Genomic DNA, 24,752 nt, shown 5'->3' on the forward strand with positions numbered 1-24,752 from the left:
GGATTGACTGTCTGCTACAAGATCAAAAATCTTACATTTACAATTTTGATCATTAATTTGATCTTATGCCATTATTTACAAACTTCTCAAATCGCACAAACCAATAAATATTATTTATGAAAACAGTTTTACAATTAAAAAAAGTTACCCTATTTGTTAGTACTCTTCTACTCATCTCGCTTGCAGGAGTTCAAAATGCAGCTGCCCAGTTCGATGATGCCGGTGAAATACTACGGTCCGGTACAAACGATGCAAACCTGCTATTGCAGGAATATCTCAAACCGTTTGCGAATGGGTTTGGAGCAGATTTGAATTCCGGATGGATAAACTCTGCACGTCCTTACCGCAAACTTGGATTCGACCTCCGAATCAGTGCAGGAGTTGCTATTGTACCCACGGGTGATCGCAGCTTTAATGTTGATGAACTCGACTTTGAAAATCTGGATCGTGTAGGCGGACCTGCAGAGGCTCAAACTGCTTTTGGCGAAGACGTGGCGGGCCCTGAAATGGGGATTTTTGGAACAAATCCGGTAACCGGATTGCGACAGGAAATTACCCGCTTCACCATGCCAGAAGGAACCGGATATCCGTTTGTACCGGCCCCAATGATTCAGGGAACGGTTGGCATCGTAAAAGACACAGATGTTTCTCTCAGATATATGCCAACTGTAACAGTCGAAGACATCAATACAAGCTTATTTGGTTTTGGCGTTAAACACGGCTTAAACCAGTGGCTGCCTGGCGGTTCTGTTTTACCGGTGGATCTCTCCGTTCAACTGGGTTACACCAAATTGACGTCCGATTTCGGTTTCGAAGTCAATCCTGAAGAAGGTCAGGATATTTACAACCCTTATGCGGGTAACCCAAGCCTGTGGGAAGGTCAGTCTATCGATATGGAAGCAACCGGATTTACCGGTAATATTCTGGTTGGGAAAAATCTGCCAATCATTTCCGTATACGGAGGCATCGGTTTCCAATCTTCAGAAATGACTCTTAACTCTCCGGGTTCCTATCCTGTTACAGTATTTAATGAAGATTATGATCCATTGGACGGCTCTGAGGAAACAAGAGAAAAGATCATCGAACGATTAGATGAGCCGATTAATCTGAGTTTTGACGGATCAAACAGCATTCATGCGTTGGCCGGTTTCAGATTGAGATTATCACTTCTCACTATTTCAGGTTCTTATACGCTGTCCAATTATCCGGTTGCCAATATCGGTGTTGGGTTGAGTTTCAGATAAACAAATCCATTATAAATTTTACTTGATAGCACGGTTTAGGCAACTAAACCGTGCTTTTTTTTGTTAAATAATAGAATTCTGTTGTAGGTTATAAATATATAGGTACAAATCAATCCTACCGTTATGAAATTACTCAAGCCATTCATTATTCTATCCTCCCTTTTCATTTTTTTGAGCTGTGCCAGCAGTGAACCGCGTACCGAAAGTTCAAAGTTTGAATTTGAATATGAAGATCAATCTTACGAAATCGTAGGTTTGATTACTCAGGACGGAGAGTCATTAAATGACCTGGTTCTTCGCGATGGTCGTGAAATTGTATTTTGGGCCAGAGACAACAATCAGGATGGGATGATGGACAAAATTATGAGAGGTGATATATCCCTCGAGAGAGCCAACGAGATTTACAGAGCGGGTATCCGTTTGGCGGATGAAGCCGGGAAATATGAGATGAAACCACATCCAAGAACATTTGAATTTGCTGATGAAAATTACGTTTTCAGTGTTGTTACCGTTCTTGGTGAATCAGGCAATAATTATAACTTGTTTGTAGCTCTAAATATTGAAACTGAGGTAGAAACCGAGATGACCGATTCCAATATGGATGGAACTCTTGATGAAGATCAGTTTGAACAGGAAGAGTTCGTTCAGTGGCAGGATCTCTATTCGAAAGCACTTGAAAGAGGTATGGAGGAAAGAAAAATTCAGCAGACTGATGATGGGTCATACATAGTTCGTGTAAACCCAAGCCTTACCACGGGCTATGTGAGGCAATAAGCTTCATACACAGCTATAAATTCGTTTATAGTAGAACTTCGTTCTTAAATCAACTTGCCATACTGTACTGCGGTAAGTTCCCAGTTACCTCTTTTAGACCAGAAATTTAAATTGGGGACTTAGTTTTGCAGTCACCCGTTAGTGTGCTTCAAGCCAGTTTTCTGCCAGACCCATCTCTACATCAAGCGGTACATCCAGCTGATAAGCTTTCTCCATCAGCGTTTTGATTTTTTCGGGTACATGGTCCCTCTCATCTTCATGAATTTCAAAAATCAATTCATCATGAACCTGGAGAAGCATTCTGGATTTCAGGTTTTCATCCAGCAAATAGTCATGAATATGAATCATTGCCAGCTTGATAATATCTGCAGCTGTACCCTGTATCGGCATATTGATGGCCGTACGTTCAGCGAATCCACGGACATTCCAGTTTTTCGAATTGATATCCGGAATATAGCGTCTGCGCCCCATTAACGTGGAGACATACCCATGCTCCTTCGCATACTCAATCGTATCGTCTATGTATGTTTTAATTCCCGGAAAACGCTCAAAATATTGATCGATCATCTCCTTTCCTTCCGAATTGCTGATCCCCAGGCGGGAAGCAAGTCCGTAGGCGCTTACGCCATAAGGAATTCCAAAATTTACTTCTTTCGCTTTTCGGCGCTGATTTGGCGTTACCTCATCCAGGGAATCCAGGTTAAAAATCTCCTTGGCCGTTCTGGCATGAATATCCTCACCGTTTTTAAAAGCTTCGGTCATGTTTTGATCGCCCGAAATAGAAGCGATCACACGCAGTTCAACCTGAGAATAGTCGGCAGCCAGTAATTTAAATCCATCTTCGGGTACAAATGCTTTTCGGATTTCACGTCCTCTTTCAGTTCGGATCGGAATGTTTTGTAGGTTGGGATTGGAAGAGGATAATCGGCCGGTAGCAGCAACGGTTTGGTTAAAATCGGTATGAATCCGTCCGGTATTTGGATTGACCAATTTTGGAAGAGCGTCTACATAAGTTGATTTCAGTTTCGACAAACTGCGATAATCCAGAACCATAGCCGGAACCTCATACTCATTCGACAACTCAGACAAAACAGCTTCTGATGTTGAGTATTGACCGGTTTTTGTCTTCTTACCTGCCGGTATTTCCATCTTTTCGAACAAGACTTCACCAAGCTGCTTGGGAGAATTCAAATTGAACTCTTCGCCCGTTTTCTCAAATATTTCCTTTTCAAGTTTCTCAATATCACTGTTCAGTTCTTCCGAAAACATCTCCAGCATTTCAACATCGATCTTCACCCCTTTCTCTTCCATATCGCCCAACACTTCAATGAGAGGAAATTCCAGGTTATCAGCGATGCTCAACAGCTCATCCTCTTTCAATTCATCCGCAAAAAGTACATACAGCCGATAGGTGATATCGGCATCTTCACAGGCATAACTTGAGATCTCCTTATAGGGAATATCAGCCATAGACTTCTGATTTTTCCCCTTTCCGATCAGCGATTCGATAGGAACCGGTTCATACTTAAGATATTTTTTCGCTAACGAATCCATTTTCAGGCGCTGATTGGCATCCAGCAGATAAGCAGCCACCATCGTATCAAAAATATCTCCTTTGATTTTAAAACCCGCCCGCTTCAAAATCAGATAGTCAAATTTATAGTTATGAGCGATTTTTGTACTCTCAATGTTTTCAAAAATCGGTTTGAGCAGCTCTTTTACTTTTTCTTGCGGTAATGCATCCTCCACATTCACGGGAATGTACCAGGCCACTTCGGGTTTAGCGCTCAACGATATTCCAACCAGGTTTGCGTTGATGGGATCGGGACTGTCGGTCTCGGTATCAAAACAGATTGCTTTTGCATTCTCCAGCTGCTTTACAACTGCCAGGATATCTTCTTCCGTTACTGCTAAACTGTATAAAACAGCCTCTTCATTTAGAGATCCATTCTCGTTTTCTTCTTCACCGCCTGAACCAAAAAGTGTTCCTTGCCCGCCGGGTTCTTCTCCAAGATATTTTCTTGTCAGCGTCCGAAACTCCATTCGTTTGAAAAAGAGTCCCAGCTCTTTCTTATCCGGTCCTTCCCAAACCAGATCCTCCCACGGCTGTACATCCGGCACATCAATTTTTATACTCACCATCTCTTTGGCGTGCATCGCCTGCTCGGCATATTCAGTCAAACCTGTTCGATGCCTTTTAGATTTCATATTTGGGGCCTGTTCAATCGCCTTCTCCAGCGAACCGTATTTGTTAATCAGCTTTGGGGCTCCCTTTTTACCGATCCCTTTCACGCCGGGAATGTTGTCGGAAGTGTCGCCAATAATCGCCAGAACGTCGATTACCTTTTCCGGTCCCACACCAAAATAATCCTGTACCCCATCTCGGTCGATTACGATAAATCCGCCGTTTTTATTATCCGGCTTGATCATGGTGATATGATCATCCACCAACTGCATAAAATCTTTATCGGGTGTAACAAGGTATACATCCACGTGTTCGGCCTGAGCATTGTACGCAATGGTTCCTATAATGTCGTCCGCTTCGTAACCATCTTGTTCAATATTATCGATGCCGAATTTTTCGACCATCTCTTTGATCAGTGGGATTCCCACCTTAAGTTCTTCTGGCTGCGGTGGACGATTGGCCTTGTAGGTTTCATCAAGATCGTGGCGAAAAGTGGGTGCATGTGTATCCCAGGCAACAGCAATATGTGTGGGCTTCTCCTCTTCCAGAAGTTTCGCAAGGGTATTGGCGAAACCGAGAATGGGTCCGGTTGCGATTCCTTCAGAATTTTTAAGTCGGCTGTTGATAAATGCAAAATGAGCACGATAAGCCAATGCCATTCCGTCGAGTAGATATAACTTCTTTTTCGCCATTTTTTAAGCTTACTTATTTACTATTTTTACCTGAAGATATGATTTACGATGATCAACACAGAATATAGATTCCGATCATTCCAATAAGCGTACAGATATGTCAAAAATCAACTCACTGCTGGTTCCAACTGATTTTTCAAGCAAATCGGATATCGCGATTCGATATGCCTGCGAAATTGCTTCTTACACCGATGCACAGATTCTATTTATGCATGTGATTGAACAACCCTACGATTTTCCATCACGAGTGGAAGAAGTGTTGGAAAGTAAGAAGAAAGAGAGTGCCGATAAATTGGCAAAACTGATCGACGGCCTCCACTCCACTGATGAGTTCCGCCATATCCAGATGAAAGGAACCGTGGAAGTAGGAAATCCGTCCACCATGTTTGTCAATGCCGCAAAAACCGGAAAGTTTGATATGATTATTGTGGGTCTTGGCGGAGAGCACGATCTGAAAAAAGCTCTGTATGGCAGTATCACCAACAACATTCTGCTCGAAAGCCCGATCCCTGTTTTCGCCATCTCCAAGCGGATCGACTACCGGCAGCCGAAACAACTATTTTTTGCCACGGCACTTCGCGAACAGGATATCAAACCGATCAAGCAGATGAAAAAACTTTCCATTGAGCTCGGTGTAAAATTAAGACTGATACATATTGTTGAAAACAAAGGAAAGCGGGAAGAGAAAGGGAAAAAATTTCTGAAAAAACTGCAGAAAGAGCTGAATGATTCGCAGCTAAAAATAGAGTTCTACGAAGACAAGTCCTTTTTTGAGGGAATCACCCGTCTGATCGGCGGTGATCAGCATACCATTCTTGTAACTACGCGCTACAAAAAACGATTTATGGAGTGGCTCATTACCCGCAGTAATGCCCGAGTTTTAGCGCAAATTGTAGCTGTGCCTTTGATTATGATTCCCAATGATGAGTAATTAGCATTAAAAAACCGCTGCTCTTATGAACAGCGGTCTCGTTTCTTTCCTGATATTTAAATTCAGAAGGCTATACGAATTTGATCTTTATTCCCCAGGGCAGGTTCCCCATACAGGTTTATAGCTTTCCTGCAAAATCGCATCCCCTGCTGCAAAATCTACCGGTTCTGTATTAATCAGTTCAACACACCAGTCGGTCAGATTTTGATTGAAGGAGGAGGCATCAAAAAACATACGGTACATATCGGTCACGTTGCTTACGTCCCAGCTGCCTATATCTTGATTGAATGCCCCATTACCATTAAACATACGACTCATATTCGTCACGTTGCTAACATCCCAGCTGCCTATATCCTGATTGAATACATACGCGGCTTCAAACATCTCGCTCATATCGGTCACATTACTTACATCCCAATTTCCAATACTATGGTTAAATTCTTTTGCCACACTAAACATTTGGTGCATATTAGTCACGCTGCTTACTTCCCAGCTGCCAATATCTTGGTTAAAACTTTCTGCCCATAAAAACATTGTACCCATATCAGTAACGTTGCTTACATCCCAATCACTGATATCTTGATTGAAAGAAAGTGCCCCCCTAAACATCTCATTCATATCGGTCACACTACTCACATCCCAATGGCTGATATCCTCGTTAAAATCGGATTCATTCATAAACATATCATTCATTTCGGTTATGCTACTAGTACAGGTTTTTGAAGCATTATCCGGGGTAATCATTTCACGGGTTCGTTTTGTATAAAGTTCATCATTTATATAGCCTATATCACCCACTTCAGCCTCCTTACACATGATTGTAATTCCATTTTCTGCAAGGGAAAAAGCATCAGATGGACAGTTTCCCCATACAGGTTTGTAGTTTTCCTGCAGAGCTGAGCCTGAGGCGAAATCACTTGGTTCAGAGTCTATATTTTCTACACACCATCGCCGAAGATCTTGGTTAAAAGACGATGCTTCATGAAATAAAAACCTCATCTCTGTCACACTACTTACATCCCATTCGCCAAGATCATGGTCAAATGATTCTGCAAGGTAAAACATAGAGTGCATGTCTGTAACACTGCTCACATCCCAGGATCCAATATCCTGATTAAAGGTGGGCATTTCACCAAACATCGACTTCATCGAGGTTACACTGCTCACGTCCCAGTTACCGACATCTTGATTAAAAGTTTCAGCTCCATAAAACATGAACTCCATTTGATTCACATTTTTAACATCCCAATTGCCAATTTTCCCGTTGAATGAAGTAGCATACATGAACATCTCATTCATATTTCGAACATTTTCAACATTCCAGGTTCCAATATCTTGATTGAAAAGAGAAGCGCCTTTGAACATAGAAAGCATATCAGTAGCAGCGCTGACATTCCATACGCTTATATCCTGATCAAAAGAGGATGCATCCATAAACATCGCTCTCATATTTGTAACATTACTTACATCCCATGAACTAATATCCTGATTGAAAGAAGTCGCATCCCGGAACATAGTCCACATCGTTTCGACACTGCTCACATCCCAATGGCTGATATCTTCATTAAAATCAGTCTCATTCCTAAACATTTCATCCATATCAACTATGCCGCTTGTACACGTTGTGGATGCATTTTCGGGGGTAATCATGTCCTGGCTGCGCTTGGTGTACTCTACCCCGTTTACTGTACCTGTATCTCCAATTTCAGCATCCTGACACGTAATCGTGACTTCATTATCAGCCAAAAAGAATGGATCCATCTCTTCAAAATTGGCCGTCAGTGAGTAGTTCTTGTCTGCGGTAAAGGTCAGAGGATTCTCCGAACTCTCCAGGTCGCCCGTCCAGCCAGTAAAGTTATATCCGTCTTCAGCTTGTGCCTGCAGCTCCACTGTGTCTCCCTCTTCGTAGGTTTCACTGTCTGACGGGGTAATTGTACCGGCACCTGATGGGTTAACATCGACCGATACGTTAAAGATTTCAGGTTCCGGCTCCTGCTCTCCGTTTTCCGGTCCGGCCGGTCCCGAATCTCCGCAGGAGATTAGATAAAGTGTAGCTATGAATAATATGATGAATAGTTTTAGTGATCGTTTCATAAATGAAGTAATTTCCCATTTGATTTTAATTTACACATAATTATATGCGTAATGTCTTGGGAAAAATTGTCATTAAATGATTAGCGATCACTTCATATTCACACTTTACGTGCAAATTTTGAGCATTTACTTACTATATTTCAACCGGAATCACTTTCAGTAAATCCGGTAATTAATTACAATTGAACCACAGGTTTAATCACGTATACTTTCTGATAAATACCGTTGATAAAGCAAAAAAGCCTATTACCAAAGTACAATGTGATCAGGTATACCAGATTTTCAATCTATGCTATTTTCTACAAATTGATCCACGGTCAGGTTTAAGAGAGATTTATTTACCTGCCTGCAAGCTCTTTAAGCTTCGCGATCTCTTCTGACCAGCGCTCCGTATTTGGAGTTTCCAGAATCATTGGAATGCCGTTAAATCGTTCATCCTTCATGATCAACTCAAATGGAGTCCAGCCTATGAATCCATCTCCCAGACTGTCGTGCCGATCCACTTGAGTACCCAGCTCTTTTTTTGAATCATTCAGATGCATCGCCATCAGTTTGTCGAATCCAATGATCTTCTCAAACTGTTCAAAAGTATCATAGAAACCCTCTTCTGTTGAGATATCGTATCCGCCGGCAAAAGCGTGCGCCGTATCAATACAGACGCCCACCCGTTCCCGGTTATCTACCTGTTCCATGATTTCAGCAAGATGCTCGAATCGGAAACCCATGTTGGTTCCCTGACCTGCTGTATTTTCAATGACCGCTTTGGTAAACCCGGTTTGATCTAGCGCTATGTTGATCGACTCTGCAATTCTGGACAAACACTCCTTTTCAGATATCTTTTTGAGGTGGCTGCCCGGATGAAAATTCAACAGCTTTATGCCAAGCTGTTCACACCGCTGAAGCTCAATTAAAAAGGCATCTCTCGACTTTTGAAGCTTCGCTTTTTCCGGGTGACCAAGATTAATCAAATAGCTGTCGTGAGGAATAACTGCATCCATAGAATAGCCAAACTTCTCACATTCGCTCTTAAATCCTTCAATATTTTCCTCTGTCAACGGTTTAGCCTTCCATTGGCGCTGATTTTTGGTAAAGAGTGCAAAACCGGTAGCTCCAATCTCGTGAGCTCTTTGAGGTACATTTTCAACACCGCCTGCCGCACTTACATGTGCTCCAATAAACTTCATTTTCTTTGATTCTTTTTGATATTTCAATTTCCGACCAAGATAATGATGTAAGAAGTGAGAATACAGGAGATTGAATGGTGATTTAAAATCACACCATCAACTTTAAAACGGTTACAAAATTCTTTTCCCTGCTTTTTGTATACTATTTCGAAATTCAAACTAACAAATGTTCTGCAGATGAAATTTAAAGTCCCGCATACGCTTGTCCTTCTTTTCTTTTTGATGATCTTTGCCCTGGTGCTCACCTGGACGATCCCATCCGGAGAGTTTCAAACGGAATTGACAGAGCAAAGTCGTGAAATGGTTGTTCCGGGCACGTTCACAGAAGTGGACCAGAAAGAGAGGCTCTCTCCACTCTCGCTATTCACAGTTGTGCCTCGTGCTTTAGCTGATGCCCAGGGAATTATTTTCTTTGTACTGATTATCGGAGGAGCCTTAGCAGTGGTTCGGGAGACCGGTGCTATCGATGCACTTCTCGGTAAATTGATCAATCGCTACGGGGACCGTCCCTTTCTGCTGCTGTTTTTTGCCATGTTTGCCTTTGCTGCGGCATCGGCCACGCTGGGTATGGCAGAGGAATACATCCCCTTTGCCGTTATTTTGATATCGGTCTGTGTAGCACTCAGGCTGGATGCCATTACTGCAATTGGAACAATGGTGATCGGGTATGGAATCGGATATGGAATTGCCCTGATGAATCCTTTTACCCTTCTTGTAGCGCAGGAAGTTGCCGAACTTCAACCGGCATCCGGAATTGAGTACCGGGCCATTCTTTCAGTTCCCTTTTTAGCCGTTGGTTTTCACCATGTGTGGAGTTACGCCCGGAAAGTTCAGAGAGATCCTGCAAACAGCCTGATGGTTGGTGCAGTTGCCACACCGGCTTCCAAAGGACAGACAACCTACCCCGAAATGACACGTCGGCATATGGGAGTACTTATCTCAACTTTTGCGGCCCTGGTGCTCCTGGTTTTTGGAATCTACCAATATGCATGGTACCTGGTTGAACTGGGTGCAATGTTCTTTGCACTCGCTATTGTGGTGGGAATCATTTCCAAACTAAGCATGAATGAAACAGCAAAAGTATTTGGGAAAGGTGCTTCCGAATTGACAGCAACAGCTCTGTTGATCGGTTTTGCCCGTTCCATCGCCCTGCTTCTTGAAGACGGAGAAGTGCTGCACACAGTAGTTAATGCTTTAGCCACTCCCCTCTCATCCGTCGGGGCAGAATTCTCAGCAGTGGGCATGCTTTTCATCCAGAGCATTTTGAACTTTTTTATCCCCTCCGGAAGTGGTCAGGCTTTTGTGACCATGCCGTTAATGGCCCCGATTGGTGATCTGGTGGGAGTATCCCGCCAAATCTCCGTTCTCGCCTTTCAGTTTGGCGATGGTCTGATGAACATGATAGTCCCCACCAATCCCGTGTTAATGGGAATCCTCGGTCTGGCCGGAATTTCCTACGACCGGTGGTTCAAATTCATCGCCCCACTGATTGTAAAACTCCTTATTCTTGCTTCGATCGCCCTCGTCGTGGCAGTTTGGATTGGATACTCGTGAGAACGGTATACGGCTTACGGTTTACGGTCTCCGTCAGACCGCTCCACGCGGTCAGACGGTTGATGAAATGGAATTCAGGCTTCAGGCTACGGGCTACGGGCTACGGGCTACGGGCTACGGGCTACGGGCTACGGGCTACGGGCTACGGGCTACGATGGCAAGATTGTAATTCATATCCATTATAACCAATTGTAATTGTTTGTTATAACCACACTAAATGTCTCAAAATCCTAACCGATTAAAGAGAAAGTTCAACCTCTTCTTTTCAAAGAATGAATTAGAAATTTTCCGAATGGAGAAATTCATATCGATGAAAGATCAATCTACTGTTACATAATTTTCTTTGACTTCATGCTTAATATTTGATTAAATAGAATCATACTTACGCTGCACAAAGAGGTTAAAATGAATACCAGCCAACGATTTGATCCTCACCCTTTATTACAGCCATTGATTCAAATGGTTTTGGTTAAAGGAGTCATGCCCTGGAATGAAAACTCCAAAAAGATCTATTCTTATCCTCCCACTCCCGTTCACTGTATCATCTTCTATCTAAACAGCCCGATCAGAGCCAGGAAAGTGGGTCAACATTCATTTGATAGACAACCTGCCTGCGTAGTGGTAGGTCCGCAGCTCACACCGGTTGACATCGAACTATCAAAGGATCACCGCGCAGTGATGATTGGATTTCAACCCGGGGGACTCTTTCGTTTTCTGGGGATACCGATGACGGAGATGTTTGATGATGGTGTTGACGGTTTTAATATCCTTGACAAAGATATCCGCAGTTTGATTGATGAATTGAGGGAAACCGTTCAACCCGAACAGATCAATGCCAAAGTGCAGATGTACCTTTTGAAGAAGATGCAAGAGGCTCACGAAATTATTCCATTTGACCGGGCTCTTCAGAAATTGCAAAAAACCGGTGACAGTTACTCTATGGATGATGTGGCCGGCGATGCTTGTCTAAGTTTGAGACAGTTTCAACGAAAATGCCATGAACGGCTTGGAATGAATCCAAAACTGTATGCACGCATTGCACGCTTTTCTAAAGCCTACAGCATGTTCGAGGCAGATCAGCAACTTACATGGGCTCATATTTCTCATCAATGCGGTTATTTTGACCAAATGCATTTTATCAGGGATTTCAAAGAATTTGCTGGAGTTACACCCGGCATGATGAGTAAGAAACTGGAAAACAGCAGCCTTACATTTCAGGCTCCAATGGGTATAGGTTAAAATCATTGGTTGGTTAACATCGTTTGCAAAAAATACATAGCCACAAAAAACCCTCGTGTTATTTTTTTCTCTTCTTGCCATTGTGGCAAAATAAAATCACTTATAAGATGTCGCTTTTTTACTATCGGGTGACGGGGTACTCATCTTAACTTTTCATAGTCTTCTTTTAACATTCACCAATATTTAAGACTATGAAACACTTAAACCTATTATTCAGCCCAATAACTGATCACACCAAGGCAAACTATTCAAAAGTAGCAATGGCCCTACTCGGTTTTATGCTTTTTGCATCCATATCATGCGGAGTTACCGACAGTCAGGATGACGTTTCAGATTTAGAGCAGGCAAAAATCTTGTTTGAACAGCTGACGCAAGATCCGGACAATGTAATCATTAACTTTCCGGACGATGACCCCGGAATTCCTATCTACGCGCGTGTAGGACCTATTCTAAATCAATTCTTTGTATCTGAAGGACAACTGGTAATTCCTTTTTACAGAGCTCCTGAATGTATTTCGGATAGCTTCAATTTCTTATCCTATTACGACCCTCCTGCAGCGTTTGGTTGTGAGTTAACTGTAGAGGGTGAATTTGTAATCGAAGCAGATGCAGAGCAGGGAAGTTTCCCCATCATGGCCCATACCGTGGGTTCGCAAGTACCCATTTGGATTGTTGACTGGTCTGAATTTCAGAATTTATTAGAAAGTGAATCCGTTACACTTCCCGATATTGAGGCATTAAACCCGATAAAAGGAATTGCGCAGCAATATGAAGAGTATCTATCTCCCCGCATGGATAAGCATGAAGTAATCATTGAAGCCGCCGGAATCATTCCGGAAACAGACCAACAGTTTACATTTAACCTTACCCATCGGTCGGACCAAATCGAACAGATATCTCTGGTGATTGAATAGAATTAAATCCGGTCAGATTCATATTGTTGAATCATGACCGGGCGTGCCTGATGAAGCGAATTGGATTTAGCTATGTATAACAGGCTTCAGGCTTCAACGGCAAGATTGTAGTTCAAACAATATTATAACCAATTGTTTTTCTAATGAAGTTTAAGTTTAAACTTCAAATCAGTAATTCCTTACTACATCCAGTACCTTCTTCAGGTCTTGATCATCTACCTGAAAGTGAAAAGTAGCGCGAATGGTTTTGGGTCCGAAGGGAATCATCACAACTCCTTTCTCTTCAAACTCTTTCAACACATCCACAGCCGCTTCATCGACTGTGTCAAAAATCACAATGTTACTTTCTACAGTATTCAGGTCGATCCTAAATTTTGGATTCTCTGAAACGGCTTCTGCCAATTGTTTCGCCCGCTGATGATCTTTTGTCATCAGAGGAAAATGATTTTCAACCGCGTAGTCGGCGGCCGCGGCGAGTAGTCCGACCTGACGCATTCCTCCTCCCCACATTTTTCTCAATCTACGCGCTTTCTTAATATGATCTTTCGACGCCAGCATCATCGATCCGACCGGAGCTCCCAACCCTTTACTGAAGCAGATTGATATGGTATCGGCAACAGAACCGAAAAATTCGGGATCAATTCCGGTAGCCGTCATTGCATTCCAGATGCGAGCACCGTCTAAGTGGAAATAGAGACCGTGCTCATCAGCCAGGTTGCTCAGTTCAATCAGCTCCTCTTTGGTATAGCAGGCTCCTCCCCCTTTGTTTGTGGTATTTTCCACGGCAATCACCCGTGTATGCGGGTCCCAGTCGTTGTACGTTCTGATTGCAGATTCTGCCTGCTCCCGATTGATTTTCCCACGTTCGCCTTTTATCGGCCGAATCTGTACGGATGACAAATGAGCGGCAGCTCCTGATTCGTAGTTAAAAATATGCCCCAGATCATCTATAATAATCTCATCCCCGGGCTGAGTAAGCACAGCCACACAGAGCTGGTTGCTCATTGTTCCGCTGGGCACGAATAGTCCCGCCTCCATGCCAAACATCTCCGCCATCTTTTTCTCAAAGGCGTTTACAGTAGGATCGGATGCAAAGACATCGTCTCCCACCTCTGCCTCGGTCATAAATTTCAACATTTCGGGAGTCGGTTTGGTGACGGTATCACTGCGGAGATCGATCATGTATTTAGATAAATTTTTTAAAATTGAAAATTGACCTGACAGCGTACCGACGCAAGGAGGTTCCTGTCAGCGTCTAATAATTTATGTTATCGGTCTAGTCAGGGTCTGAAACAAATTATCATTAAATAGAAATAAAACATTTTTGGTAACACACCCCTCGAATGGTGAACCGCGTTTTGCGCTTTCACCAGTTCATTTCCCCTCTCCAGAGGGGACTATTTACATCTCCTCTTGAGAGGAGACAGAAGATAATGCGTTTAGCATTAGCTTCAGAGGTGTGTTCCTACAATACCTGATTCAACTTCATTGTAAAAGAAATTTTATCATGAGTTTCATTATCAAGTAACACACCCCTTGTTCAACAGAGACGGCTTCGCCACTCTGTTTTCACTTACCCCTCTCAAGAGGGGAGTTTACTACCTCTCCTCTACAGAGGAGACAGAATCCGCATTGTTCAACGGAGCATTCAGAGGTGTGTTCCTGCCAAATTCAGAATGACTGCGTCACCAAAATTTAGCTATGAATCAGTATACCCCTCGACGGCTTCCGCAGCCACTCCCCTCAAGGGGAGATTTTCAAAATTTAAACCTCCAAGATTTCGAAAACCTTGGAGGTTTATTAATTATCTAATCATACTTAAAAAATCCTTCGCCGGTTTTGTCGCCAAGTTTTCCGGCATCCACCATTTTTACCAGCAGCGGAGCAGGACGATATTTCGGATCTTTGAATCCATCATATAGAACATTCAAAATATCGAGACAGACATCCAGACCGATGAAATCGGCTAGTCGAAGGGGGCCCATCGGGTGCGCCATTCCAAGTTTCATCACCTCATCCACGTGCTCGGGTTTAGCCACGCCTTCGTGAACGCAGAAGATCGCCTCATTAATCATTGGCATCAGTACACGGTTCGATACAAATCCCGGGAAATCGTTAGCCGGAACAGGATACTTACCCAGCTTTTTGGAGGTTTCCATAATCTTGTCGGTCACTTCGTCGGCAGTCTCCAAACCGTTGATCACCTCAACCAGTTTCATCACAGGTACCGGATTGAAAAAGTGCATCCCTATAAATTTCTCAGGCCGTTTGGTCACAGCCGCCAGTTTTGTAATAGAAATGGATGATGTGTTACTTGCCAGAATTGCGTGATCCGGTGCATTGGCGTCAATCTCAGTAAAAATCTTCTTTTTCAGCTCAAACACTTCTGGTACAGCTTCAACAACCAGATCCACATCTTTTACACCAACTGCAATATCCAGGTGCGTCTGAATTCGCTCAAGAGTTGCTGTTTTATCAGCTTCCGAAATTTTCTCTTTCGTCACCATCCGGGTCAGGTTCTTGTCGATGGTATTCAGTGCTCGTTCTGCAAACTCTTTTTTTGTCTCTACAAGGTTCACATCGTAGCCGTTCATGGCAAAAACATGAACAATACCGTTACCCATGGTTCCACCACCGATAACTGCAACTTTTTTAATCTCACTCATGGTATAGCTCCTTTTTCAATTATTTGATTTTAAAATGAATCGATATTCTCCAATAAAGATAAGAAAAGAAGAAACCTCTGTTTAGAGATGAAAGACTTTTCTTACTCAAGACGTATATCCGTCCCACTTTAAATAGCATTTCATATGGCTTTGAGAGTATGTATTTTGAACGGAATTTTCAATCTATACCGGCAAAACTTTCCAATTCTTTACAGACAACTATGAGAACATTTCTAAAAATCTTGCTCTTACTGCTCTTTCTGATTGCCGGTTTTGCCATTATAGGTACCTACTGGACGTTTTATAAACCCCTGCCCGACTACTCCGCAACTCTTTCTCTGAATGGATTAAACAATCCGGTTGATGTACACTGGGATCCATATGGAGTACCCTATATCTACGCCGAATCGGAAGAAGACTTGTACTACACCGCCGGATATATCCATGCACAGGAGAGGCTCTGGCAGATGACTCTTCAGCAACTAGCTGCTGAGGGCCGTTTTGCTGAATTTTTGGGTGAAGATTTAGTGGAGCTGGATAAATATCAAAGAGCCCTCGGATTCTGGGAAACGGCGCAGCGAATTGAAGATGAGGCGTCACCGGAAATGGTTCGCCTGATTCAAAAATATACAGATGGAGTGAATGACTACGCGAGGGAGAACGCCCGTGATCTTCCCATAGAATTCACCCTGCTCGATATGGAACCGATAGAGTGGACATCGACCCATACATTTGCTGTAACCCGCTTGATGGCGTGGGATCAGAATATCTATTGGTGGAGCGAACTGGCCTACGCCTCCCTGGAAGAGAAACTAGAGCCGAATCGGTTGCAGGAGCTGTTTCCTGAGTATAGCGACCTTTATCCCACCACACTGGATGATAACCAAAGCCGAACCATTGCGTCTTCCATCATGCCTGTTCTCTCAATCGAACAGAAACGACGCTCACTTCTATCTATGGAGGGCTCTCAGTGGGGAAGTAACGCCTGGGCCGTAAGCGGAGAAAAATCGGAAGGTGAAATGCCCATCCTTGCAGGAGATCCGCATATGGGGTTGAGTATTCCCGGTTTTTGGTTCGAAATGCACTACAATACACCCAATCAGTCTATTACCGGTGCATCCATTCCCGGAGCTCCGTTCATCATTCTGGGGAATAACGATCACATGGCGTGGTCAATTACCAATATGATGGCTGATGTACTTGATTTTTTTGTAGAGCAACCCGATCAGGATAACCCCGGCCGATACATAGTAGACAGTAACAGTGAAAACCCTGAAACTGAACCATTCCGGTATCGAAATGAATTAATCAAGGTAAAAGATGGGGATGATGTTCTGTTTCGTGTTCGACATACCCAAAATGGACCGGTCATAAGTGACCTCTACGATAGCGACGAACTTTTAGGTGATCAACTGGTTTCTGTGGCATGGACGGGGCATGAAGTGAGTCAGGAAGGAGAAGCTGTTTATGATATGAATCGTGCTACAAACATCGACCAGTTTGAGGAGGCCGTGCAAAAATTCAAATCTCCTGCAATGAACTTTACATATGCTGATAGAGATGGAAATATAGCCCTTTTCAGTGCCGGGAATATTCCGATTCGCGATTACAATCCACTGCTCTTCAGGCGCGGTGATGATCCCTCCTACCGGTGGAACGGCCAAATACCATTCAACGAACTTCCTCAGCTCAAAAATCCGCCATCCGGGTTTGTGGCTCACGCAAACAATAAGCTTCATACAGATAGCTACAGGCACTATATTGGATCGTTCTGGGCACCACCATCACGCATTTCACGAATCAGCCGCTTTTTGGAGGGAGCTGATTCATTGTCAGTTCTGGATATGCAACAACTCCAATTTGATGCTTTTTCTGACCACGCCCGCGAAATTACTGAAGAGATTCTCCCCATACTTCGATCAGATTCGGAGAACGATTTTTCAACAGTACTGACTTATCTCGAAAACTGGGATTACAACTACCATCCAAACTCTACGGCAGCCTCCATTTTTGATCTCTTTTTTCTGAACGTAAGCCAAAATACGCTCACGGATGATATTGGTGAAGAGGCGTATGAAGCTCTAATCTCCCTGAATTATCTACCCATTCAGATAATGAGTCGTCTGTTAACGTACGACAGCAGGTTTTTCGATGATATCCAAACAGAGGAAACCGAAAGCCGCGAAGATCTGGTCAGGCAAAGCATGCTGGAAACCATCTCTCAGCTGGAGGAGGAGTTTGGTGATGAAGCCATAAACTGGCGATGGGAAAATGTAAATCAAATCAGTTTGAAACCACCACTTTTTACCGAAGCTGCCGAAGCACCCGATGCTCCGGGAATTCTTCGTGTGATTGTGAGTAATCTGATGAGTAAAGGCCCATATCCGGTTCGAGGAAATGCGATGACCGTAAATAAAGCGCAATATAGCTGGGACAACCCGTTCCAGGTGAACCTGGGTCCCTCCATTCGAAGAATCATCGACTTTTCTTCACCTGGAAGATCTCTTTCCGTACTTCCAACAGGACAATCCGGAAATCCTTTGTCCACGCACTATGGCGATCAAACGGATATGTGGCTGGAGGGAAGATATCGCTATATTTATCGCGACAGTACATTTTTCCAACAAACAAGCTATCAGACAATGCACTTGCTGCCATTGCGTTAAGCAAACTACAAACCATCTATTTTCCGTACCCTATTTGCTAATTTAAACTTATGATGTTTACAACAAATACAGGTTCTCTTTATCATCGCTCAACACCATTCTTACTGCTTCTCACTCTGGCACTTATATTTTCATCCTGTAAAACATCAGAACCGGAATCATATCGAAGCGCAGCTGAAATACCGCCCCTTCCTGAACCTGAAGAAGAGATAGTTGCTGAAGATCAACCCGTTGCCGAGCCAACGGATATCGATTCACTTCTTCAAGAGATGACACTCGAAGAGAAAATCGGACAACTGTTCGTTTCACCTGCTTATGGACGATTTACAAACAATAAGGATCCACAATACATCCGCCTGAAACGGTTAATTGAAAACTACCATCTGGGCGGAATCATATTCATGCAGGGTGATGTCTATGGACAAGCGATGCTGACGAACAGATTGCAGGATTACTCCAAAATTCCACTTTGGATTGCACAGGATATGGAGTTTGGCGCAGCTATGAGAGTCAGCGGTTCCACACGGATCACTCCAGCCATGGGGGTTGCAGCAACGGGTGACCCGGCTAATGCATATCTGAAGGGAAAAATTACGGCCAGGGAAGCTCGTACGCTGGGGGTAAATCAGATTTTTGCACCGGTGCTGGATGTAAACAACAACCCCGAAAATCCGGTCATCAATGTTCGCTCCTTCTCTGCCGATCCGGCAATGGTTTCGCTTTACGGACAGTACATGATTGACGGTATTGAAAGCGAAGGCGTAATGGCTACCGCAAAACATTTTCCCGGTCATGGTGACACGGATGTCGACTCCCATCTCGCGCTGCCGGTAATACATCACGACTTTTCCCGGATTGATTCACTGGAATTGCGACCTTTTCGGGAGACCATCAACAACGGGTTGCGTAGCGTGATGAGCGCTCATATTGCCTATCCAAACATCAGTAGAAATGGAGATATGCCCGGTACGATGGATGAATCCATCCTAAACGATATTTTAATCGACTCACTTGGATTTGAAGGACTGATTGTAACTGACGGACTCGAAATGAAAGGGATTGCCGATCATTATTCTCCGGGCGAAGCGGTAATCTATGCACTAAAAGCCGGAGTGGATATGATGCTCATCAGTCCGGATGAAATGTCGGCAATTAATGAGTTGAAAATAGCCGTGGAACAAGGTGAGGTAGCTGAAGAACGAATTGACCGTTCCGTCCGAAAAATTTTACAGCTAAAGAAAGAGCAGGACGCTTTTTCAAATCCAAGAGTAGATCTGCAGAATCTAAGCAGTTCCATCAACACCCCGGTCTATCAAAGTATTGCAGATCGAATTGCGAGAAATTCAGTAACGATTCTCAAAGATTCAGAAAATATTCTGCCTATCCGGGAAGTGGATCATCTGAATATTTTAGCGGTCGCTTTAGCTGATGACGAGTCCGGTTCAACGGGAAGTTCTTTTGCCCGCGAACTTCGGAAATATCACGGAAACGTGAACTTCCACGTTCTCGACCGCAGAACAAGCCTGGAAGAGAAAACTGAAATACTTGAAGCGGCAGACGATGCAGACCTCATTCTGATCGGCTCATTTATTATTGTGCGATCTCACCAGCCGATTCAGGTTCAGCCCGAACAGCTTCAATTTTTACGGCAACTGATCAGCCGGCCTATACCCTCCGCATTGGTCGCCTTTGGCAACCCCTATGTATTAAGAGATCTGCCCAATACTGATGCACACGTGATGGCCTGGTCATCCAATGCCAATCAGGTTCGACAAACCGTACCGGCTCTATTTGGAGCCTCTGAGGTTGCTGGTAAACTTCCTATCAATATTCCCGGAATGTATGAGATTGGCGATGGATTAGAGTTCAATCAATCCAATATTCGATTCGACTCACCCGAATCTGCCGGAATGAGTACAGAAAAGCTGCTTGAACTGGATATGGTTATGCAGGAAGCGATTAATGACTCTGTTTTCCCCGGTGGCGTTGTAGGTGTGATGAGAAAAGGCGTGATGGTTTGGCAGCAGGGATACGGCTATCACGATTATGATAAAACCCGAAAAGTAGCAAACGACGATGTTTACGATCTCGCATCTCTGACCAAAGTGATTGCGACCACTACGTCGATGATGAAACTGGTAGATGATGGGCGATTAGACGTACAGGACCGAGTCGCAAAATATATCCCCGAATTTGATACCGACGATAAACGGGAAATTACCATCGACCAGCTTTTAACTCACACATCCGGATTGCCGGCATTCCAGGTCTATGTGGATGAATTAAAAACTCGCGAAGAGATTGTTCGTGCCGTTCGCAACGAGCCTCTGGTCAATAATCCCGGTGAGGAATATGTGTACAGTGACCTGGGTTTTATCCTGCTTGCCGAAATCGTTGAAGAAGTTTCCGGGCTCCGGATTGATCGGTATGTGCGAAATAACTTTTTCTACCCTATGGGAATGAAATCCAGCTTCTTCAATCCCCAAAAAACCGGACGGTGGATTAGCAATCGAATACCTCCAACTGAAATTGACACCACCTACCGAGACGGTTTGGTTCAGGCTGAAGTGCATGATGAACGCGCCTGGTTTATGGACGGAGTGGCGGGTCATGCAGGACTTTTTTCTTCTGCTGACGATCTCTCCAGACTTGCATACTTGCTGTTGAATAACGGACAGTTTGGAGGCAGAGAATATCTAAAGCCGGAAACCATTAAAACATTTACAGAGCGCCGATCTCCCATCAATCAAAGAGCCTATGGATATGATCGGAAAAGTGATGGTTTTAGCACCGCAGGTGAGCTGACAGGCCCTAACTCATTTGGTCACACCGGTTTTACCGGAACAAGTTTCTGGATCGATCCTGACGAAGAAATTGCTATCATTATACTGACGAATCGCGTACATCCTTCTCGTACATACGGGAGTACAATCAGCAGAGTTCGTGCAAAAATTGCTGATGCCGTGATGGAGGCAATCGAGCATTAAACGTGTTAAACTAGTATGAGTAACTACGCACCCTATTCACACAGCGAAGAGTACTGCCTTGTAGAAGGAAAATCGGGTCTGTTTTATCCCGGAGTCAGAGTAGAAAATATCTCCTTTCCGCTTACAATTTCAGCAGTACACGGTGCAATTTGCAGCTGTTTAGCCAATGGGGATCAGCCGGTGTCAATTTATCAGGATGAACCGCATTCAGAACTTCTTGAATTTTGGATTGGAGAGTTTAATACCAAACGACTTAAATCTTTACAGGACTCGCCAACTCTGTTCGACCCTTTGCTGCCGCGTGGTTCAGATATAAATAATACCCTTAAAGAGTTAGCCAAAAATTGCGTCATTCCCCATTCGAATTTCCCTGTGACCGCTCTGCTGGAAACTCCTGACGGATACATCCCCGGAGTGAACGTAGAAGTAAGCGCATGGAGCCTCGGACTCTGTGCAGAGCGCACAGCCATTCACCGGGCCATTACTGCAGGATATGGAGACAATCTGGGACGTCTGCATATCTACGCGCCCAAAGGAGACTTCAGCAGCCCATGCGGTGCCTGCCGTCAGGTAATGGCAGAGTTTATGCCAAGAGAAAAGGTTGTGCTCCATCATGGAAACCAAACATCATCCTCACATTTTGTAAAAGATCTCCTGCCGTACGGATTTACCGGCAGTACATTAAAAAAGATAAAATGAATTTTTTAGCAGTACTTGATTACGAACATTTAGACAATGGAATGTTTCTCACCGCTTTTGCAAGGTCACTGGCCCAAAAAAAGGAAAGCGGCATCATCATTCATAGCGACAGTGAATATACCGATCGGTTGATTCAAACCGGCATGATGCGCGAAGATGCCCGCCTGAGAGCCATTAAGGATCTCAACCACCGGCTGATTGCACTCTTTGCTGACCAAGGAGTTTCAACCATTGGTGTGAATGGTTACCAAAAATCACTGATTCAGATCAAGGATGATCAGATTTATATTAACCGAGATCAGGTTCACCGATTTCCGTCTCAGCCGATGTTGCTGATATCCGGACTGGCCGAAGATCTGTCATCAAAATCACCAACGGCGCTGTCGCTTCCCGATATGGCTCTCTCCTTCCAGAACCATTTTAACATTAATGAAATCACTCTCTTTAGCATGGATGAGAGCAGTTCTTTTATTAAGGGAGACTTTCCAATGGACATCATCCCATCTGAAAAAGATCAGGATTTCCTGGAAAAGCATATTCCAAAAAGTTTCAGGGGATTCAACAAAAAAGTAAAATTAAGTACTCCTGATACTTTCTGAGATAATAATCAGCTTTAATAAACAGGTTGATCTACGCATTGATACACAGGATGTTATACGAATAGGTTAATATTAAAATACCGTTTATCTCCTCAATAAATGTGAACTTATTGGGAGAGTAACTTCTGTGGAAATCCCGGTTTAAAATCAGAAAATGGGGTTTAATTTAAAATAAAACAGGAAAATCTGATTTTTTATTTGCCCATTTACCAACGGTTACATAGTTTTGTATCGAATTCCAGCAATAAATTTGCATTAACGTTAACTAACTAAAGGAGTTATAATGAGCAGAATCGAACAAGTTAAAAACATGGTTGCTGAACTGGAAGACGACATGAATAAGTTTTACGAGAAGGGAAATAAAGCAGCCGGAACAAGAGCGCGTAAGCAATTGCAAGAGCTCAAAAAAGTTTCTCAAGAAATTCGTCTTGAAATCCAGGATATGAAAAATTCCGGTAAGGTTTAAAAAAGCCTTTTATTGACGATTTAAAGCCGCTTTTTTGGAGCGGCTTTTTTTATTTAAAAAAAGTTCAAAAACTTTTGAACATCGCTTGACATAGGTTACATCAACCTCTTATATTTGTGCCCGTTCGATACAAACAAACGTATTGAACAACTGTCATTCCTCGGTAGCTCAGTGGCAGAGCAGTTGACTGTTAATCAATTGGTCGTAGGTTCGAATCCTACCCGGGGAGCACAAAGCCGATCAACGTAAGTTGGTTGGCTTTTTTTGTTTTATGAAATACTACCTTTACATACTCCAATCAAAAGTCAAAGAAACCTACTATGTAGGAATGTCCAATGATCCGGACAGACGACTTCACTTTCATAATACAGACAATAGAAAAGCACACACCAGTCGATATCGTCCATGGAAGATCGCTTATTCACATCCTTTAGAATCAAAAAAAGAAGCTATAGCAGCAGAAAGCAAGGTAAAAAGCTGGAAAAGTAAGAAGATGATCCGGCTGCTTATTGAAGATGTAATTAACATTGAAGATTATCTATAATCTGGCAGAGCAGTTGACTGTTACTCCGACAGCTGTCGGAGCGTAGGTTCTCCCGAAAACTTTCGGGACTACCCGGGGAGCCACTTATACTTAATGTGCGAACATTGATTTTTTCAGAGTTCGCATTTTTTATTTCAACCCACTCCAACTCTATCTCTTTTTCTGTAATGTAAGGTTCGCCAAAAGATTAGCTCATATCAATTAGAACACGAATAACTCATTGGTTTCTTGAAAAATTCTCTTGGTGAGGCCGCGCGGTTAGTTGCCGGTGGCCTCTGCCCTGATAAAATAGTTGTCATAAATATCGGGTAATCTCATCTCAATCCTTGCAGTCTTGCCCTTAAACCATGTTTTGACTGCATTGCTTTTTTTATTACACTCTTTAATACAGTTTACAATTCACCTGTAAGGGAGAACAGGGCATGGATCTATATGAACTGCAATTATCGAATCCTGAACTATTTCCACAGTTTTCTTTAAAAGACACTTTGGTTTTATACTATAATTGTCCGCAGCGAGACAAGATAATGCAGCTCTACTCCAAGCATATACAGATTCACTTTACTTTAAGTGGGAAACGGATTCAGAAGCACGGTAATCACAGATGGGTGTTCAGCCCAAAGAAAGGCGGGCTTTTAAAAAAATGTGCTTTTTTACAGGAACTTCCTGCCGACTATAGTGGATGGGAGACCATGGTATTCTATCTGAAAGATGACTACCTGCGGTCTGTATTTGAAGAGTTCAGGCCATATTTATCCATGAGCGGTTTACCTGAACCGAATAAAGTAATGACCGAAATGTTCGAGATTGACGAACAGATCAGGAGCTGCTATAAAAGCTTTCTCCCCTATTTTGGAAATACCAAGCCACTGCCTGAAACACTCCTTGAAAGCAAATTCAAAGAGCTGCTCTTTAATATTTTCTCCCACCCCGATAACAAACACATTCTCGCATATATTCTGAAAATCGTTGATCGCTATCAAACCCCGGTTTGGGAAGTGATGGAAGAGAACTTTATGTTCGATCTGAAGATTCAGGATTATGCCAATATTGCCAATCGAAGTTTATCCACGTTTAAACGGGATTTTAAAAAGCACTATCAAACCACCCCGGGAAAATGGCTTGTAAACCGTCGGCTTCAAAAGGCAAAAGCCTTTTTGGAGACAACCGATAAACCGATCAGTGATGTGGCCTATGAGTGCGGGTTTAAAAACAGGTCACACTTCAGCAGAGTATTTAAGAAAAAATTTAATTCCTCTCCTTCTCACTTTCAGAAACACTCAACGAACTAAAATAATGATGATTTTTTGATGT

The 24,752-nt window shown here is 43.2% G+C and carries 19 protein-coding genes and 1 tRNA gene; 15 read left to right on the plus strand and 5 right to left on the minus strand.

Annotation, left to right across the window (positions count from 1 at the left end):
- Positions 1–116 precede the first annotated feature (116 nt).
- Positions 117–1,244 carry a DUF6588 family protein gene (locus CWD77_RS05065; protein WP_101072123.1) on the plus strand — a complete coding sequence of 376 codons (1,128 nt, stop codon included), beginning with the start codon at positions 117–119 and terminating at the stop codon, positions 1,242–1,244.
- Positions 1,245–1,367: 123 nt separating this feature from the next.
- Positions 1,368–2,018 carry a hypothetical protein gene (locus CWD77_RS05070; protein ID WP_101072124.1) on the plus strand — a complete coding sequence of 217 codons (651 nt, stop codon included), beginning with the start codon at positions 1,368–1,370 and terminating at the stop codon, positions 2,016–2,018.
- A 138-nt stretch (positions 2,019–2,156) separates the two neighbouring features.
- Here CWD77_RS05070 and polA read toward each other — a convergent pair whose 3' ends face one another.
- Positions 2,157–4,895 (minus strand): DNA polymerase I, encoded by a 2,739-nt coding sequence (polA, locus tag CWD77_RS05075; RefSeq protein WP_101072125.1) that lies wholly within the window; start codon positions 4,893–4,895, stop codon positions 2,157–2,159.
- Positions 4,896–4,992: 97 nt separating this feature from the next.
- Between polA and CWD77_RS05080 the strand changes: the two genes are divergently transcribed.
- A complete protein-coding gene (locus CWD77_RS05080) occupies positions 4,993–5,826 on the plus strand; it encodes a universal stress protein (RefSeq protein ID WP_101072126.1) in 834 nt (277 codons plus the stop codon).
- 87 nt (positions 5,827–5,913) lie between these two features.
- Here CWD77_RS05080 and CWD77_RS05085 read toward each other — a convergent pair whose 3' ends face one another.
- Positions 5,914–7,920, minus strand: coding sequence for a BspA family leucine-rich repeat surface protein (locus CWD77_RS05085; protein WP_101072127.1), 2,007 nt, complete (start codon positions 7,918–7,920; stop codon positions 5,914–5,916).
- A gap of 338 nt (positions 7,921–8,258) precedes the next feature.
- Positions 8,259–9,104 carry a deoxyribonuclease IV gene (nfo, locus tag CWD77_RS05090; RefSeq protein ID WP_101072128.1) on the minus strand — a complete coding sequence of 282 codons (846 nt, stop codon included), beginning with the start codon at positions 9,102–9,104 and terminating at the stop codon, positions 8,259–8,261.
- Positions 9,105–9,281: 177 nt separating this feature from the next.
- Here nfo and CWD77_RS05095 point away from each other — a divergent pair, with 177 nt between their 5' ends.
- The 4 genes from CWD77_RS05095 (at position 9,282) to CWD77_RS05105 (ending at position 12,811) form a co-directional block, all read left to right on the plus strand.
- The gene (locus CWD77_RS05095; protein WP_101072129.1) at positions 9,282–10,658 is read left to right on the plus strand and encodes a YfcC family protein; all 1,377 of its coding nucleotides are present in this window, start codon (positions 9,282–9,284) and stop codon (positions 10,656–10,658) included.
- The gene (locus tag CWD77_RS15470) at positions 10,645–10,827 is read left to right on the plus strand and encodes a hypothetical protein (RefSeq protein WP_133120185.1); all 183 of its coding nucleotides are present in this window, start codon (positions 10,645–10,647) and stop codon (positions 10,825–10,827) included. Before CWD77_RS05095 ends, CWD77_RS15470 begins: the two co-directional genes overlap by 14 nt.
- A gap of 236 nt (positions 10,828–11,063) precedes the next feature.
- Complete coding sequence (locus CWD77_RS05100) at positions 11,064–11,897, plus strand: helix-turn-helix domain-containing protein (RefSeq protein WP_101072130.1); 834 nt, start codon at positions 11,064–11,066, stop codon at positions 11,895–11,897.
- Between the two features lie 191 nt (positions 11,898–12,088).
- The gene (locus CWD77_RS05105) at positions 12,089–12,811 is read left to right on the plus strand and encodes a hypothetical protein (RefSeq protein ID WP_133120186.1); all 723 of its coding nucleotides are present in this window, start codon (positions 12,089–12,091) and stop codon (positions 12,809–12,811) included.
- A gap of 168 nt (positions 12,812–12,979) precedes the next feature.
- On the opposite strand, the gene CWD77_RS05110 is transcribed toward CWD77_RS05105, so the two are convergent.
- Positions 12,980–13,993: a threonine aldolase family protein gene (locus CWD77_RS05110; RefSeq protein ID WP_101072132.1), complete on the minus strand. Its 1,014-nt coding sequence runs from the start codon at positions 13,991–13,993 to the stop codon at positions 12,980–12,982.
- A gap of 626 nt (positions 13,994–14,619) precedes the next feature.
- Complete coding sequence (locus CWD77_RS05115; protein ID WP_101072946.1) at positions 14,620–15,468, minus strand: 3-hydroxyacyl-CoA dehydrogenase family protein; 849 nt, start codon at positions 15,466–15,468, stop codon at positions 14,620–14,622.
- 230 nt (positions 15,469–15,698) lie between these two features.
- Between CWD77_RS05115 and CWD77_RS05120 the strand changes: the two genes are divergently transcribed.
- The 8 genes from CWD77_RS05120 to CWD77_RS05155 all read left to right on the plus strand — a co-directional run bounded on the left by CWD77_RS05120 (position 15,699) and on the right by CWD77_RS05155 (position 24,730).
- Positions 15,699–18,143: a penicillin acylase family protein gene (locus tag CWD77_RS05120; protein ID WP_165779078.1), complete on the plus strand. Its 2,445-nt coding sequence runs from the start codon at positions 15,699–15,701 to the stop codon at positions 18,141–18,143.
- Positions 18,144–18,193: 50 nt separating this feature from the next.
- Complete coding sequence (locus CWD77_RS05125; RefSeq protein ID WP_101072134.1) at positions 18,194–21,130, plus strand: serine hydrolase domain-containing protein; 2,937 nt, start codon at positions 18,194–18,196, stop codon at positions 21,128–21,130.
- Between the two features lie 15 nt (positions 21,131–21,145).
- Positions 21,146–21,829 carry a cytidine deaminase gene (locus CWD77_RS05130; protein ID WP_101072135.1) on the plus strand — a complete coding sequence of 228 codons (684 nt, stop codon included), beginning with the start codon at positions 21,146–21,148 and terminating at the stop codon, positions 21,827–21,829.
- Positions 21,826–22,428: a hypothetical protein gene (locus tag CWD77_RS05135; RefSeq protein ID WP_101072136.1), complete on the plus strand. Its 603-nt coding sequence runs from the start codon at positions 21,826–21,828 to the stop codon at positions 22,426–22,428. The genes CWD77_RS05130 and CWD77_RS05135 overlap by 4 nt, the downstream gene beginning before the upstream one ends.
- Before the next feature lie 283 nt (positions 22,429–22,711).
- Positions 22,712–22,894, plus strand: coding sequence for a histone H1 (locus tag CWD77_RS05140; protein WP_101072137.1), 183 nt, complete (start codon positions 22,712–22,714; stop codon positions 22,892–22,894).
- Positions 22,895–23,051: 157 nt separating this feature from the next.
- Positions 23,052–23,123: transfer RNA gene (locus tag CWD77_RS05145), tRNA-Asn, on the plus strand.
- Positions 23,124–23,165: 42 nt separating this feature from the next.
- Positions 23,166–23,438, plus strand: coding sequence for a GIY-YIG nuclease family protein (locus CWD77_RS05150; RefSeq protein ID WP_101072138.1), 273 nt, complete (start codon positions 23,166–23,168; stop codon positions 23,436–23,438).
- Positions 23,439–23,860: 422 nt separating this feature from the next.
- Positions 23,861–24,730 (plus strand): helix-turn-helix domain-containing protein, encoded by an 870-nt coding sequence (locus tag CWD77_RS05155; protein WP_101072139.1) that lies wholly within the window; start codon positions 23,861–23,863, stop codon positions 24,728–24,730.
- Positions 24,731–24,752: the final 22 nt, after the last annotated feature.

Source organism: Rhodohalobacter barkolensis (assembly GCF_002834295.1).
Lineage (GTDB): Bacteria > Bacteroidota > Rhodothermia > Balneolales > Balneolaceae > Rhodohalobacter > Rhodohalobacter barkolensis.